Origin of the sequence: Streptomyces lusitanus, assembly GCF_042647945.1 — a bacterium.
GTDB classification, from domain to species: Bacteria; Actinomycetota; Actinomycetes; order Streptomycetales; family Streptomycetaceae; genus Streptomyces; species Streptomyces pseudogriseolus.
Genome location: NZ_JBHRWL010000035.1, coordinates 1 through 15,847 on the forward strand (window position 1 = coordinate 1; position 15,847 = coordinate 15,847).

Genomic DNA, 15,847 nt, shown 5'->3' on the forward strand with positions numbered 1-15,847 from the left:
AGATCGAGACGGACCGGCCGGTCGTGCTCACTGTCGAGCAGGTGAGGCTTTACCGCTGGCAGGTGGAGAGGGTGATGGGTGAGATCCGTGCCGGTGCGGGGGGTATCGCGCGCAGCGGTCTCGTTTTGAAGCTGCTCACCGGGTTGAAGCAGATCTGCAACCACCCGGCGCAGTTCCTCAAGGAGGAGGGCGCCCCGCTCACCGGACGCTCCGGGAAGCTGGAACTGCTCGACGAACTCCTGGGCGGCATCACCGCCGAGGGCGGTGCCGTGCTGGTCTTCACCCAGTACGTCACCATGGCCCGTCTGCTGGAACGTCATCTGCGTGACCGTGGCACTCCCGCCGCGCTGCTGCACGGCGGTGTCCCGGTGGCCCGGCGTGAGGAACTCGTACGGCGTTTCCAGGGTGGCGAGTTCCCTGTTTTCCTGCTGTCGCTGAAGGCGGCCGGCACCGGTCTGAACCTCACCCGCGCCGATCATGTCGTGCACTACGACCGTTGGTGGAACCCGGCCGTCGAGGCGCAGGCCACCGACCGCGCGCACCGCATCGGCCGGACCCGGCCCGTTCAGGTGCACCGGCTGATCGCCGAGGGCACCGTCGAGGACCGTATCGCGGCCCTGCTTCAGGCGAAGAAGGAACTGGCCGACGCCGTCCTGGGCTCCGGCGGGCAGGCCCTGACCGAGCTGACCACCGACGAGCTGGCGAACCTGGTGGAACTGAGGAGCGTGGCATGAGCGGGGCACGGGGCAGCGGGGCACGGGGCAGCGGCGCGCGGGGTTTTGCCGCTTTCGCGGCACGCCGGGGCGGCCGGGTCCGGGGTCGGTCCTTCTGGGCCGCGCAGTGGGCCGACGCGGTGGAGGACGTCTGGCCGGAGGGTGGCCTCCTGAAGAAGGGGCGTTCTTTCGCCCGTACCGGCCGTATCGGCCCGATCACGGTCAGTCCCGGCCGGGTGGCCGCGGAGGTGTACGGCGGGGAGGAGACGTATCGCACGCGGCTGACGCTGACCGTGCTGGACGACGACGAGTGGGACCTGCTCTGGGAGCGGACCGCCGAGCGTCCGGCCGAGACGGAGGCGCTGCTGGCCGGCGACCTCCCGGAGGACCTGCTGGAGGCCGTGGAGGATGCCCGGGTGCGCATGCTGCCGGGCTACGGCGACCTCGACGCCGGCTGCGGCTGTGACGCCCTCGACCACCCCTGCGGCCACGCCACCGCCCTCGCCTACCAGGTGTCCTGGCTGCTGGACACCGACCCCTGGCTGCTGCTGCTGATCCGCGGCCGCGACGCCCGGGAGGCGGTGGAGGAGCTCACGTCGGCGCTGCTGATGCGGGCGTTGGCCGGCGACGACGAGAAGGACGAGGCGTACGGCGCGGGGGCCGGGGACGAGACCGTGAGCGGGCCGGCGCAAGCCCCCGACGACAGCCTCCAGCGTGCCGCCTACGCCCGCCCCGCCACCCCCCTGCCCGCCCTGCCGCCGCTGCCGGACGTGCCCGCCGCGCCCGAGGAGCCGCTGACCGGCATCGAGGCCGACCCGCTGGACCGGCTCGCCGCGGACGCGGCCCTGCGCGCCCGTGAACTCCTCGCGTATGTGCACGGGTTCGGCACCGCACCACCCGGACCGCTCGACGTCTGGCAGGACACGGTCCGTCTGGCGGCCGCCCACCCCGGCCCCCGCGTGGCTCAGCGGCTCCGTGCCGGCTGCGGCCGCCTGGCCGAGGACCTGGACCGTGCCGCCGCCGCGTGGCGCACCGGCGGCCGGGCCGCCCTGGACGTCCTGGAACACCCCTGGACCCCGCCCGCGCAGCGGACCGCGCGCGCCCGCACCGCGCTGGCCGCGGCCTGGGAGACGGAGGAACTCCCCCCGGTCGACGTCGACGGCAACCACTGGACGCTCACCGGCCGCGGCCTCCAGCTCCGCCTGGGCCGCGACGGCCGCTGGTACCCCTACCGCCGCCGCGGCGGCCTGTGGTGGCCCGCCGGCTCCCCGTCCGCCGACCCGGCCGAGACCCTCGCCGGCCTGATGGGCCTGGCGGACGACATGTGAGGCGACCCGCCCGGCCAGGGCCCGGTGGGCCCGCGCGTCACGCGCGGGCCCACCGGGCCTTTCGTCGTGCGAGGGCGGGTGCGGTGCGGCTCCGGCCGGCCTCCGGCCCGGCCCCGCACCCGCACCCGCCCGCACCCCCGCGTTGCACCGCGGCGAACTCACGCCGCCCGCAGCCCCCTTGCACAATGGTCAAGAAACGTTGACCATTGTTGGTATGCCTTCCGACGACCTGCCCGACACCTTCCACGTCACCACCGGCGAGCAGCTGCGCGCCGTCTCCAGCCTCACGCGCCACCGGATCATGGCCGTGCTCCGCTTCGAGCCGGCGACGATCACGCAGATCGCCGAGCGGGTGGGCCTGGCCAAGGGGAGTTCCAGCTATCACGTGCGGCTGCTGGAGCGGGCCGGCCTGGTGAAGGTGGTCCGGATGCGGAAGGTGCGCGGGGTCACCGAGCGCTATTACGCGATGGCCGCGCGGTCGATCGTGCTGCCCGATCCCGGCGAGGGAGGCCCGGACGTCCTCATGCGGCATGCCGTGGCGGACCTCGAGGCGTCCCCGGCGGGCAGTGAACGGCACGTACGCATGGCGCATCTGCGGCTCACCGACGAGCAGTTCACCCAGCTGGGCGCGCGGCTGGAGGCGCTGGCGGACGAATACCGGGAACTGTCCGACCCGTCACTGCCGGACACCTCACTCGTCTTCGCCCTCTTCCGTCCGGCACCGCACCGGCAGGCCGGAGGAGACACCGAATGACCCTCGACACCGGGACGTTACCGGCAGGGTTCGGGCGGCTGTGGACCGCGCAGACGGTCTCCTCCCTCGGCGACGGGGTGACCCATGCCGCGCTGCCGCTGCTCGCGCTGACGCTGACGCGGGACCCGATGGCGCTCGCCGCCGTCACGGCCGCCGGCACACTGCCCTGGCTGTTCTTCGGCGTGCTCGGCGGAGCGCTGGTGGACCGCTGGGACCGCCGCCGCACCATGCAGTTCGCTGACACCGCCCGCGCGCTCCTGCTCGCGATACCCGCGGCGGCAGCCGTCCTCGACGTCCTGAGCATCCCGCTGCTCGCGGCCGTCGCTTTCCTGCTCGGCCTGGGCCAGCTGTTCTTCGACACCGCCGCCACCGCCTACCTCCCGGACCTCCTCCACCGCGACCCCGCACTCCTGGAGCGCGCCAACTCCCGCCTGCGCGGAGCCCAGACCGCCATGTCCGGCTTCGCCGGACCCCCCGCGGGCAGCGCCCTCCTCACCCTCGGGCGGGCGGTCCCGCTGCTCGCCGACGCGGTGTCCTTCGCGCTGTCCGCGCTGCTCGTACGCACGCTGCCCGCCACGCCCCGGCCCGCCCCGGAGGAGACCCGCGAGCCGCTGCTGCGGCAGGCGCGGGCCGGCGCCTCGTACGTGGTCCGGGACCGGCTGCTGCTCGGCCTGGCGCTGCGCCCGGCGGTCGGGAATGTCGCTTTCCTCGCCGTGGAGACCGTCCTGGCTCTGTTCGCGCATGACCGCCTCGGTATCGGCGCTCACGGTTTCGGTCTGCTTCTCACGGCGGAGGCCGCCGGGGGCCTGCTCGGTGCGGGTATCGCCTCCCGCCTTGCCCGGCGCCTCGGTACCGGCACCGCGCTGACCTGCACGGCCGCGGTGGAAGGGCTTGCCGTTCTGGGATTGGCCGCCGCCCCGGACCCGTACGCGGCCGGGGTGGCACTCGCCGTCTGCGGGGCTGCCATGGGCGCGACGATGGTGCTCGCGCCGTCCCTGAGGCAGGCGATCGTCCCGGCCGGCCTCATGGGCCGGGTCGCCTCCACTTCCCGCATGCTCGCCATGTGCGCGGCCCCCGCAGGTGCCTTCCTCGGCGGCTGGCTGGCCACCGCCTGCGGCATCCGCGCCCCTCTCTACGCCGCCGCCGGCCTCCTTTTGGCGATGACGGCCGTCACGGCGTCGATGACGAGCGACCGCCGGGTCGAAGCGGCGCTGCGGGCCGCAGCCCGGGCCGGCGTCCCGGATCAGCCGGCTCCCGGGGAACCCGCCGAGGAGGAGGCATCCGGGGTGGTGTGACGCCTGCTGCGACGGCTTGCCGCACCACGCCGGGTACCAGGCCCGCGCAGGGGGCGGGCAGCGAGCGGCGGGACCGTCTGCCCGCCCGGCCGGGGGGCCGGGGGGGGGACACTCGTCCGCCCGGTCCCGCCACCGTGGCCCCGCCGGTCCCGGTCCCGCCACCGTGGCCCCGCCGGTCCCGGTCCCGCCACCGTGGCCCCGCCGGTCCCGGTCCCGCCGCACGCCCGGTCCCGGCCCCGCACGCCCGGACCGGCCCCGCACGCCCGGACCGGACCGGACTCGCACGCCCGCCCGAACCTGAACGCCCGCATCACCGACCGGAGTTCGCACCACCCACGGAGTCCAAACCCCCGGCCGGAGTCCAAACCCCCGGCCGGTGTTCAGTCCCCGGCCGGTGTTCAGACCACGAACCGGTGGGTCCCGGACCCCACCCGGAACACCTGGCACCCGTCCTCGTATCCCACCGGCACCACCCCCACCCCCGTGCCCGTACCTGCCCCCGCACCGGCGCCCGTGCCCGCACCGGCACCGGCGCCCGTGCCCGCACCGGCACCGGCACCCGCGCCCGCACCGGCACCGGCACCGGCACCCGCGCCCGCACCGGCACCGGCACCCGCGCCCGCACCGGCACCCGTGCCCGTCTCCCCACCTGTGCTGGTGTGCTGGACGTGGTCCGTCGCCGACGCTGGTATCCATACGCGGGCGGTGGTGTTGACGGGTATGGAGCATGTCAGCTGGAAGCGTCCGTTCTGTTGCTTCCACCGGGTGGAGATGGGTCCTCGTACCGAGGTGAGTGTCGCGCGTGCCTGTTGGATGCCGCCGCCGGGACGGGGCCGGACGGTGATTTCGCGGTATCCGGGCCGTCCTGGGGCGATGCCTGCGATGTGGGCGTACATCCATGCGCCCACCGATCCGTAGGCGTAGTGGTTGAAGGAGTTCATGCCCGGGTCCTGGTAGGTGCCGTCGGGTTTGAGGGAGTCCCAGCGTTCCCACATGGTCGTCGCGCCGCGGTCGATCTGGTAGCCCCAGCTGGGGTAGGTGCGCTGGGTGAGGAGCCGGTAGGCGACGTCGGTGTGCCCGGTGTCGGTGAGGACGGGCAGCAGCCTGGGCGTGCCGAGGAAACCGGTCGACAGGTGTCCGCCGCGCGCTTCGATGAGCGTCACGAGCCGGCCGGCCGCCGCGTCCCGCAGCGGCTCGGGCATGAGCCGCATGGACAGGGCGAGGACGTACGCGGTCTGGGTGTCGCCCTTGACCCGCCCGGCCGCGTCGACGTACGCCCCGACGAAGGCGTCCCGCACCCGCCCGAACAGGTCCTCGTAGGGGGCGGGGTCCCGGCCGAGCTCACGCGCCATCCGCGCGGTGAGGTCCGCGGCGTGGGCGAAGTAGGCGGTGGCGATGACGTCCTTGGGGGTCTCGTCGTCGACGTTCAGCCAGTCGCCGAACCCCTCCGCCGGCCGCAGCAGACGCTCGCTGTGCCTCTCCAGGTAGCCCAGCCAGGCCGTCACCGACGGCCACGCGTCCTGAAGGACCCGCACGTCCCCGTACGCCTGGTACAGCGCCCAGGGCACGGTGACCCCCGCATCGCCCCAGCCGGCCGCGCCGTCACCGAGCCGCCCGACGTCGGGCGCCACGTGTGTGAAGGAGCCCTGCGCCGTCTGTGCGTCCCGCAGGTCGGTGAGCCACTTCGCCAGGAAACGCGCCGACTCCATCGTGTACGCGGCGGTGGGCGCGAAGACGTTGATGTCGCCGGTCCATCCCAGGCGTTCGTCGCGGGCCGGGGTGTCGGTCGGGACGGACAGGAAGTTCCCCCGCTGTCCCCAGGTGATGTTGCTGTGCAGCTGGTTGAGCATCGGCGAGTCGGTGGCGAAGGTGAGTGTGGCCGGCGCGTCGGTGTGCATGACCCGCCCGGTCACCGCCCGCACGGTGGGTCTGCCGGGGAACCCGGTGACCTCGACGTAGCGGAAGCCGTGGAAGGTGAAGCGCGGCTCCCACGTCTCGGTCCCGTCTCCCTTGAGGACGTATGTGTCGGTCGCTCTCGCGGTCCGCAGATTCGCCGTGTACACGGTGCCGTCCGCCTGGAGCACCTCGGCGTGCCGCAGCCGCACCACCGTGCCCGCCGCACCCCTCACCCGCAGCCGTACCGAACCGACCATGTTCCGGCCCAGGTCGAAGACGAACACCCCCGGCCGCGGTTCACCGACCCCGACCGGCGTCAGCTCCTCAACGACCCGCACCGGCGCGTCCACCTGCGCCACCACCCGCTCGGGCAGCACTCCGTCCGCTTCGCCCGCGCGCAGCCAGCCGGCGTCGTCGAACCCCGGCAGGGCCCATCCGGGAGTCTCCCTGCGGGCGTCGTAGGTCTCCCCGTCCAGCAGATCCGCCGCGACCACCGGCCCCCTGGAGGCGGACCAGCCGGTGTCGGACACCACCCGCTGCGCCGTCCCGTCGCCGTACTCGACCTCCAGCTGCGCCAGCAGCGCGGGGCGCCGGCCGTACTGGTGCGGCCCGAACATGCCGACGTTGCCCGCGTACCAGCCCGGCGCGAGATGCACCCCGAGAGCGTTCCCGCCCGACCGCACCAGCTCCGTGACGTCGTGCGTCCGGTACTGCACCCGTGTGCGGTAGTCCGTCCACCCGGGCGCCAGCTGGTCACGCCCCACCCGCACACCGTTGAGATGCGCCTCGTACAGCCCGAGCGCGGTCACATACAGCCGCGCCCGCCGTACCTTCGTCCGCCGCAGGGAGAACTCGCGGCGCAGCAGCGTCACCGCGTGCAGGGCGGGCGTGACCGCCCCCCACGGCCCCGCCCCCCACGGCGCCGCCTCCCGCGCCGCCGCCCACCCCGTGTCGTCGAACCCGGCGCCCCGCCAGTCCCCGGCGGGTTCCTGGCCGGTGGTCCTCCAGCCGGAGTCCGTCACGATCCGCCGCTCACCGGCGTCCGTGCGCACGACGAGAACGGCGAGCAGACCGGCCGGCCCCTCGGTGCCGTTGACCGCTTCGACCGCGATGACGTTGTTCCCGGACGTCACCTGGCGAGAGACGTCCACGACGGCGGGCCGCTGCCAGTCCTGGTTGTCCGTGGCCAGGTCGGTGCGGGCCACCTCGCGGCCGTTGACGGACGCGGAGTAGGCGTTGTCCGCGGTGATCACCAAGGTGGCCGAGGTGATGTCCCCGGGCAGGTCCACGCTGCGCCGGAACCAGCGGGCCGCGGCCGGGACGCTGCTCGCCGGGTCGCCTTCGGGAAACCAGATCCAGCTGGCGCCCTCGAAGGACGGCGCGTCGGTCAGTTCCGCGGGGGCGGAGATCCACCGCGCGGACCACTGCCCGGTACTCATCAGGCCGGTCTCCCACCAGGCCGGCTCGCTCCACCCCGAGACCCTGCCCTGCCCGTCCCAGACCCGCACGCTCCAGAAGTACCGGGTCCGCGGGCGCAGTTCGGGCCCCGCGTACGGGACGAGGACCGACTCCTCCGACACCACCCGGCCGCTGTCCCAGACGTCGGGACGCGCCAGCGCGGACACGCCGGTGGCCACCCGCAGCTGGTAGGCGCTCTGCCGCACGCCCGGCTCGTGCGACGCCATGGGCCAGCTGAACCGCGGGCGGGGCTCGTCGAGGCCCAGCGGATGCCGGGCGTACTCGACGGTGGGGCCGGTGATCCTCACAGGCGCGGCCCGCCCGCCCGCCGGTGCGGCGGCAAAGGGCACGGGCACGGCCTGCGCCGCCCCGGCCCCGACGGCCGAGGCGGCGACCGCGGCCGCGGTGCTCGCCAGGACGTTCCTACGACTGATCACTACGCCACCTCGCAGGTAGATTTGAATCGTTTCAAACCGTGTGGGCGTGGCCACCGTAGAGGCGAAGACGCAGGGGGTCAATGAGGCGTGCGAGCCGAAATCGGCACGGCGAGGCCTGTAAGCGCTTGCTGCGTAGGGGTGTTGACCTCGCCGGCCTGTCCGCGCCCGTGGGCGGGGGAAGCCGGCGGCCGGTCCCGCGGCAGGCGGGAGGGCCGGAGCGGGAGACTTTCATTGAACGGTTTCAATGAGCGGCGCGTGCGGCCGCCGACTGCCGTTGCGGCCCCCTTTTTCTTCCGTTCGCCGGGTCTGCTTGCCGGGGGAGCGGTTCCGTACGCGGCGGTTGCGGGGTCCTGCAGGCGGGCTGGGGTTCCGCGTGCGATGTGCCGGGCGTTGGCGCCGGCCTTGCGGGCGATGGTGGTGCGGCACTCATCAGGGGGTGCGGATCGGGTCCTGGACCCGGTGCCGGCGGGCATCGAGGAGCCGCAGCCGTTCCGCCTTCTCGCCCGGGCCCTGCCGGACCGGTGCGGCAGGACGGTTCCGGCTCGGCGAGGGGCGGGCATCCCGGACTTCCGCAGTCGCACGCGGTTCCCCAGCCGCTCGACGCCGGCGGGACTGCGGGGGCGGCGTGCGCCGGCGGTGCGGGGGGCGGGGCCGGTCAGCAGTCCCTCGCGCTCGTGGAAGCGCGGCGTGGGGACGCTGCGATGGGTGCGGTCGGCCGCCTCGCCGGTGCCGGGCGGTGCGGGAAGGGGTTCGGCCGTCGCCGCGCGGGTCACCCTGGGGCCTGGCCGTGCGGGTCACCCTGGGGCTTGGCCGTGCGGGTCACCTTGGGGCTTGGCCGTGCGGGTCACCTTGGGGTTTGGCTGTGCGGGTCACGCCAGGATCTGGCCGTGCGGGATGCCGCGGGGCTTGCTCTGGACCTCCCGTCGGCTCTCGGCGTGCCGGGCATGGGCACGCGAACCGCTGCCGGACAGCACCCGGTCACCTCCCCTTTCTCCGCTGCGTCCGCGGCCGTGCAGGTCGTGGCGGGCGCCGACCCCGGGTCGGCTCCGGGCGGACTGCCGTCGGCACGGACCGCCGTCGGCACGGACCGCCGTCGGCACGGGACCGCCGTCGGCACGGGACCGCCGGCGTCACGGGACCGCCGGCGTCACGGGACCGCCGGCGTCACGGGACCGCCGGCGTCACGGGCGGCAGTTGCCGGACTCGGCCTGGCGGCCACGCGGGGGCCCTGGAGACCATGCGGGGCCCTGGAGGCCGCGCGGGGGCGCTGGCGGTTGCCGGGTGCGGGTCATCGTTCATCGTTCCCGCGTGTCGGTGTGAACGGTCCTGCGAGGTGCTCGCGGCGGTTTTCGCCCCTCGTGCGGCATCGTCCCTGTGGATCGTGCCGGCCTCGGCGGCGTCTGTGCCGCCGCCGCGTGTGTCCGGGAGCCGGCCGGCCGGACCGGCCTCGTCTTGGCGGGCGGGGCGCGCCGCGCCTTGGGTGTGGCCGGGGGCTGTTGCGGGGGTGGTGGCCGCGTCGGAGCGGCGTGTGGGATCCGGCTGGGAGTGCCGGCCGGCCGTCGGTCACTGCGGGCATGTCATGTTGGCGGGCGAGCTGTGTCCGCTCCTGCGCGAGCGTTTGGGGGGCCTGTGTCGTCGTCGTGCGGCTCGGCCGTTCACGGCACGGCGGCGCGCTGCACGAGGAAGTCGGTGAGCGGGCCGGGGGCGGCGTGCCCGGCGGTGTTTGCCGGTGCGATCCGTGTTTGCGTGCCGGTGGCGGCCGCTGGCAGTCGTAGGGTCGGTCCGCGACCGCCGGCGTGCCGTTCGTCGTTCATCTGGACGCCCTGGGGCGTGAGGACGGCCTCCGGGCGTTCGCCGGGCACCCGGGGAGCATCTTCACCCGTCTCCAGCAGGATCCGGCACGCCGTGAGCGGGTGGGTGTGGGCCGGCTGGACAGCCGGGGGATCGGTGATCGGCAGGGGTTCCAAGAGCCCGTCCCGGGGGTGCCGCGAGGCGGCCTGTGGGCGGCGCCTGTGCGCTTGTGGCCGGATGGTGGCGGGCTGTGCCCGGGGGTGCGGGGTGGCGCGGGTCCCCGGCGGGTGAGGGCCGGTGCGGCGGTCCGGCCCACCACCGCAGCATGCTGTGGGCGGTGGCCCGGCCGCATGCCTGTGGGAGCTGTCCGTCGCGGCGGCCGGTACCGGGCCGTTCGGCCGGCCCGCTCGCGGCGGCCGGGCCGGGCCCGGCGTGATGCGGTGGGCCGGGTGTCGGTGAGGACGGGCGGCAGCCTGGGCGTGCCCGCCGGCAGCGCCGGACGTTCACCGTGCTGTTGCGGCCGAACATGCCGGCACGGCCCGCCTGCCACTCCCCGTCCCGGTGCGAGACACACACCGGGGTCCCGCCGGAACGGCGGGGCCTTGATGCCCTCTGCGGAGGATCTTCCGGGCGGGAGTCACCGGGGGCCGGCGGCGGCGAAGTCGGGCAGTTCGGTGGAGACCAGGTCGTGGACGGCGCCGTCGAGGAGCCGGGAGGTTTCGGCGGAGCGGGGGAGCATGGTGTCCTCGTACGCGCGGACGGCCTGGCCGACGGTGTCGTGGCGGGCGAGGGCGAGGGCGAGTTCGCAGGCGTCGAGCAGGGCGAGGTTGACGCCGACGCCGAGCGGCGGCATGAGGTGGGCGGCGTCCCCGAGGAGGGTGACGGAGGGGCTGTGCCGCCAGGTGTGGCCGGGGGGCAGGGCGTGGATCGGGCGGTCGGTGTAGGGGCCGTCGTTGTCGCCGATCAGCCGGCGCATACGCGGTGACCAGTCACGGAAGCGTTCCAGCAGCACGGCGCGGACGCGGCCGGTGTCCCGCGGGTCGAGGCCGGCGGCGGTGATCCAGTCGGCGGCGGCGCGCTGGATGACGTAGACGCGGATGTGGTCGCCGCCGTTGCGCTGCGCGAACAGGCCGCGCTCGCCGTCGGCGGCCGCGGCGCTGCCCTGCCCGACGAGTCCGGCGATGCCGGGGTGGCGTGCGGTGACGTCGTGGAACCACGCTTCCAGGAAGCTGATGCCGGTGTAGCGGGGTGTGGCGTGGGAGACGGCGCGGCGGACGGCGGACCAGGCGCCGTCGGCGCCGATGACGAGGTCGCATTCCACGGTGGTGCCGTCGGCGAAGTGCAGCTGCCGGGGGCCGTCGGCGGGCCCGGTGACGGCACGCAGGGTGTGGCCCCAGCGCACGGTGCCGGGCGGCAGTGACGCAAGGAGCAGGTCGCGCAGCCGGCGGCGGTCGATCTCCGGCTTGAACCGCTCGTCCGGCTCGGGCACATGGTGGAACAGGACCCGGCCGGACGGATCGAGCTGCCGCATCTCCTGCCCTTCGGGGCGGGCCAGCTGGAAGAACTCCTCCAGCAGTCCGGCCTCGCGCAGGGCGATCTGGCCGTTGTCGGCGTGCAGGTCGAGGGTGCCGCCCTGGTCCCGGGCACCGGGCCCGGCGTCGCGGTCGTGGACGGTAGCGGTGATGCCGTGCCGGGCCAGGATGCGGGCGCAGGCCAGACCGCCGGGACCGGCGCCGACGACGGCGATGCGGGGCGGGGGAGTGGTGGTCATGTCGGGCTCCGTTCGTGGGCGGGACGGCGGCCGGGGTCGGTGTCTCACGGCCACCGCACCCACAAAAACACAACAACTAAACAAGTGCAACAACTCAACTTTTAAACCCGGTCAACCGGGCGGGTAGGATGCCGCCATGCCCCAAACCACCCCCACCCCCGCACCGGACACGCCCCCCGCCCCCCTGGGACGCCGCGAACGCAAGAAAGCCGCCACACGCCAGGCCATCGCCGACGCAGCCCTGCGCCTGTTCCTGGAACGCGGCTACGACGCGGTCGGCATCCGCGAGATCGCCGACGCCGCCGACGTCTCCACCACGACACTCTTCAAGCACTTCCCGGTCAAGGAGGCCCTCGTCTTCGACGAGGACGACGACCAGGAAGAACGCCTGCTCACCGCCGTCCGTGAACGCCCCGTCAGCCAGAGCATCCCGGCCGCCCTGCGCGCCCACGCCCTGGCCTCGCGCCTGATCACCCCCGACGGCGACGACCGCCTCGCCGCCTTCCGCCACCTGGTGATCTCCACCCCCGCCCTGCGCGACTACGGCCAGAACATGTGGCTGCGTCACACCACCGCCCTCGCCCGCGTCATCGCCGAGGAAAGCGGCCGCCCCGCCGACGACCCCGCCTGCCTGGCCCTGGCCCACTTCGCCCTCGAAGCCCCCCGCGCCGCATACGGCCACACCGACCCCCGCAAGGCGCTCATCAGCGCCTTCACCCTGCTGGAACACGGCTGGGTGGCCCTCACCAGGAAGGACACCTGAGCGTGCCGCTCGGAAACGCCTAGCTGATCAAAGGCGCCTCCGTACCCGTCCTCAGCAACCCGGACAGCCAGCCGGACGCAGGCCCTCGGCCGGGCCGCCGCCTCCCACGCCGCACAGCACCCGGTGACCCCCGTGACCGACGACCGGGACCCAGATGACGCTGTGGCGAGGCCGGCCGCACGACCCACGCCGAGAGAAGCCCCGAGCGGACCGCGGCGAAGGAGAGCCGCACGCTCGTGGAAGGCGGGACACCCGGGCCGCCTGCACCCCGGAAGGCGCCGGGCCGCACAAGGAACCGGACACTCATCACGCGCTCGGGCAGCGACGGCGAACTGCACGGGGCGCCGACGCAGCACGCCGAGCCCCGGCACGGCCCCCGGCTCGGCACGGCCCCGAGCACGAACGGCACCACCGGCCCCAGCCGCTCACCCGCCCGCCACCCAGCGCCTCCACCCACCACCCAGCGCCTCCGCCCACCACGCCGCGACGCCGAAGCCGGCACGCGGCGGCCAACCCGCCCACCAGCGCCGACACGCACTGGCCCCGCGTCCTCGTCACACCCCGCAATCCCCCGCGCCGAGGTCACTGCTGCGCCTTCCCCGGCGAGCGCACTGCCGCACCCTCCCCGGCGAGCGGCACCGCCGCACCCTCCGTACCCGCGACCTTCACACCCCTGTCACACGCCCCTTCCAAGGCGTTCGGTGTCCCTGAAACACTCCTTCCGCCCAGCTACCGTCACCCTCCAGCCGCCCGCACCCCAGGATGAGAGGCTGTCCCACATGCCCGACGTCAACCGGCGCCGCTTTCTCCAACTCGCGGGCGCCACCACGGCCTTCAGCGCCCTGACCGCCAGCATCCAGCGCGCCGCCGCCCTCCCGGCGAACCACCGCACCAGGTCGATCGAGGACGTCGAGCACATCGTCGTCCTCATGCAGGAGAACCGCTCCTTCGACCACTACTTCGGCACCCTCAGAGGCGTCCGCGGCTTCGGCGACCCCCGCCCGGTCACCCTGCCCAACGGCAAACCAATCTGGCACCAGCCCAAGGACGGCACGGAACTTCTGCCCTTCCACCCGGACGCCGACGACCTCGGCATGCAGTTCCTGGAAGGCCTGCCGCACTCCTGGCCCGACGGCCAGCACGCCTACAACGCAGGCACCTACGACCGGTGGGTGCCCGCCAAAGGCACCACCACCATGGCCTACCTGACCCGCGAAGACATCCCCTTCCACTTCGCCCTCGCCGACGCCTTCACCATCTGCGACGCCTACCACTGCTCGTTCATCGGCTCCACCGACCCCAACCGCTACTACATGTGGTCCGGCTACACAGGCAACGACGGCAGCGGCGGCGGCCCAGTCCTGGACAACGCCGAACTCGGCTACGGCTGGACCACCTACCCCGAACGCCTCGAGCAGGCCGGCATCTCCTGGAAGATCTACCAGGACATCGGCGACGGCCTCGACGCAGCCGGCTCCTGGGGCTGGATCCAAGACGCCTACCGAGGCAACTACGGCGACAACTCCCTGCTCTACTTCGACACATACCGCAACGCCCAGCCCGGCGACCCCTGGTACGACAAAGCCCGCACCGGCACCGACGTCAAGAACGGCGACGGCTACTTCGACCACCTGCGCGCCGACGTCCAGGCCGGAAAACTACCCCAGATCTCCTGGATCGCCGCCCCCGAAGCCTTCTCCGAACACTCCAACTGGCCCTCCAACTACGGCGCCTGGTACATCGCCCAAGTCCTGGACGCCCTCACCTCCAACCCCGACGTCTGGTCGAAGACCGCCCTGCTCATCACCTACGACGAGAACGACGGCTTCTTCGACCACATCGTGCCGCCACTGCCGCCCAAGGACGCCTCCCGCGGCCTGTCCACCGTCGACGTCACCCCCGACCTCTTCCCCGGCGACAGCCGCACCACGCCCGGCCCCTACGGGCTGGGCCCACGCGTACCGATGCTCGTCGTCTCACCCTGGAGCAAAGGCGGCTACGTCTGCTCCGAAACCCTCGACCACACCTCGATCCTGCAATTCATGGAACGCCGCTTCGGCGTACGCGAAACCAACATCTCACCCTGGCGCCGGGCGATCTGCGGTGACCTGACAACCGCCTTCGACTTCTCCCGCACGGACACACGCCCCACCCCGCTGCCCGCCACCGACACCTACGAGCCGCAAGACCGCGAACGCCACCCCGACTACAGGCCCACCCCGCCCGCCGACCCCCGCATGCCCCGGCAGGAACGCGGACTGCGCCGCACCCGCCCGCTGAAATACGCCCCGCACGTCGACGCCGTCGTCGACACGGCCGCCGGGACACTCACCCTCACCTTCGCCTCCGGACCGAAAGCCGGCGGCGCCTTCCACGTCACCTCCACCAACCGCACCGACGGCCCCTGGACCTACACCACCGAAGCGGGCAGAACCCTGAAGGACACCTGGAACACGGCCTACTCCGCCGGCTCCTACGACCTGACCGTGCACGGCCCCAACGGCTTCATGCGCGTCTTCAAAGGCTCGAACACCACAGCCGGCTGCGAGGTCACCGCCCGCCACCGAGGCGACCACCTCCAACTCACCCTCACCCACACAGGCACCCGCACCACCCGACTGCGGATCACCGACGCCTACGGCGGCAAACCCTCCACCGTCACCATCCGCCCGGGCACGACCGTACGACGAACCGTCGACCTCACCAAAAACCGCCGCTGGTACGACCTGACCGTCACCGCCGACAACGACAACACCTTCCTGCGCCGGTTCGCGGGCCACGTCGAAAACGGACAACCGGGCGTAAGCGACCCAGCGATCATCACCGCATAACCCAGGCGAGCCCCCCCGCACCGTGCGCCCGGAGCACCCACACCGGCCCACCCGCGGCCAACACCGGCCCCAGCACACGGACACGTCACGGGCCCCGGAAACCAGACACCCGGGGCCCAACTCGGGCCAATACAGTTACCTTCGAGTTGCAAGGACCGTTGCCCCACGTGTGACGGGGCGCGGGCCAGCGCGTGCGGATCGCAATCCTGACGAAGGTGCTCACCGCTGAGCCAGTGGACGCACCGATAGCCAAGCACGACCGGGCCGAGCGACGGCCTCTCCACCACCGGCGGTGTCACCTTTGCAATCCCACAGGTCAGGGGCGGTGGTCCTCGCCGACCGCGGCTGCTGGTCGGTCGAGTTCGCTCACGTCGTCACCGCGGCGGGCGCGGATCTGCTGGTCAGGCTCCAGTCCAACCACCTCGGCACCGCTCAGGAAGACCTTCCGGACGGTTCGTATCTGTCGATGGCGCGACCGGGCAAGGACGTTCGGCTCCGAGCTGCGAGGGAAGGCCGAACACTGCCTCGGCGTGTGATCCACCGGGTCATCACCTCGCCAAGGGTGACAAGTGCGGCGCTGTAAGGCGGTAGCTGCTCCATCCGGAGTCCAGGACGGCGTTGCGGGCGCGAGCGTGGCCGGATAGTGCCTCGCGCAGGGCGTAGGTGGAGCGCCAGGTGTCATTGGCCCGTGCTGACGTGTTGCCACTTTGTGTGTCTCACTGTCTGGACGGCAGTCAGCCGTTAGGATCCGCCAGTTCGCATGGAGGGACCGCCCGCCTCATCTGACCCGCCGTCTTGCTCTTGGGCAGC

The 15,847-nt window shown here is 73.3% G+C and carries 9 protein-coding genes; 6 read left to right on the top strand and 3 right to left on the bottom strand.

Annotated elements, in window-relative coordinates:
* From ACFOSY_RS34105 to ACFOSY_RS34120, 4 genes are all read left to right on the top strand, one after another.
* Window positions 1-734 (top strand): DEAD/DEAH box helicase (locus ACFOSY_RS34105; protein ID WP_394314530.1); only part of this gene is annotated, 734 nt, incomplete at its 5' end.
* A complete protein-coding gene (locus ACFOSY_RS34110) occupies window positions 731-2,041 on the top strand; it encodes an SWIM zinc finger family protein (protein ID WP_394314536.1) in 1,311 nt (436 codons plus the stop codon). The genes ACFOSY_RS34105 and ACFOSY_RS34110, both read left to right, overlap by 4 nt.
* Before the next feature lie 214 nt (window positions 2,042-2,255).
* The gene (locus ACFOSY_RS34115) at window positions 2,256-2,795 is read left to right on the top strand and encodes an ArsR/SmtB family transcription factor (protein WP_394314540.1); all 540 of its coding nucleotides are present in this window, start codon (window positions 2,256-2,258) and stop codon (window positions 2,793-2,795) included.
* Entirely contained in the window at window positions 2,792-4,090 is a 1,299-nt protein-coding gene (locus ACFOSY_RS34120) for an MFS transporter (RefSeq protein ID WP_394314543.1), read from the top strand. The genes ACFOSY_RS34115 and ACFOSY_RS34120 overlap by 4 nt, the downstream gene beginning before the upstream one ends.
* A gap of 398 nt (window positions 4,091-4,488) precedes the next feature.
* Here ACFOSY_RS34120 and ACFOSY_RS34125 read toward each other — a convergent pair whose 3' ends face one another.
* The 3 genes from ACFOSY_RS34125 to ACFOSY_RS34135 all read right to left on the bottom strand — a co-directional run bounded on the left by ACFOSY_RS34125 (window position 4,489) and on the right by ACFOSY_RS34135 (window position 11,443).
* The gene (locus ACFOSY_RS34125) at window positions 4,489-7,881 is read right to left on the bottom strand and encodes an alpha-L-rhamnosidase (protein WP_394314545.1); all 3,393 of its coding nucleotides are present in this window, start codon (window positions 7,879-7,881) and stop codon (window positions 4,489-4,491) included.
* Between the two features lie 1,655 nt (window positions 7,882-9,536).
* Entirely contained in the window at window positions 9,537-9,848 is a 312-nt protein-coding gene (locus tag ACFOSY_RS34130; protein WP_394314547.1) for a hypothetical protein, read from the bottom strand.
* A 461-nt stretch (window positions 9,849-10,309) separates the two neighbouring features.
* Window positions 10,310-11,443 carry an FAD-dependent oxidoreductase gene (locus tag ACFOSY_RS34135; protein WP_394314549.1) on the bottom strand — a complete coding sequence of 378 codons (1,134 nt, stop codon included), beginning with the start codon at window positions 11,441-11,443 and terminating at the stop codon, window positions 10,310-10,312.
* A gap of 136 nt (window positions 11,444-11,579) precedes the next feature.
* On the opposite strand from ACFOSY_RS34135, the gene ACFOSY_RS34140 reads away from it, so the two are divergent.
* On the top strand, window positions 11,580-12,206 hold the full coding sequence (locus tag ACFOSY_RS34140; protein ID WP_394314551.1) for a TetR/AcrR family transcriptional regulator: 627 nt from the start codon (window positions 11,580-11,582) through the stop codon (window positions 12,204-12,206).
* A gap of 779 nt (window positions 12,207-12,985) precedes the next feature.
* Window positions 12,986-15,037: a phosphocholine-specific phospholipase C gene (locus ACFOSY_RS34145; protein WP_394314554.1), complete on the top strand. Its 2,052-nt coding sequence runs from the start codon at window positions 12,986-12,988 to the stop codon at window positions 15,035-15,037.
* The last annotated feature ends 810 nt before the right edge of the window (window positions 15,038-15,847 follow it).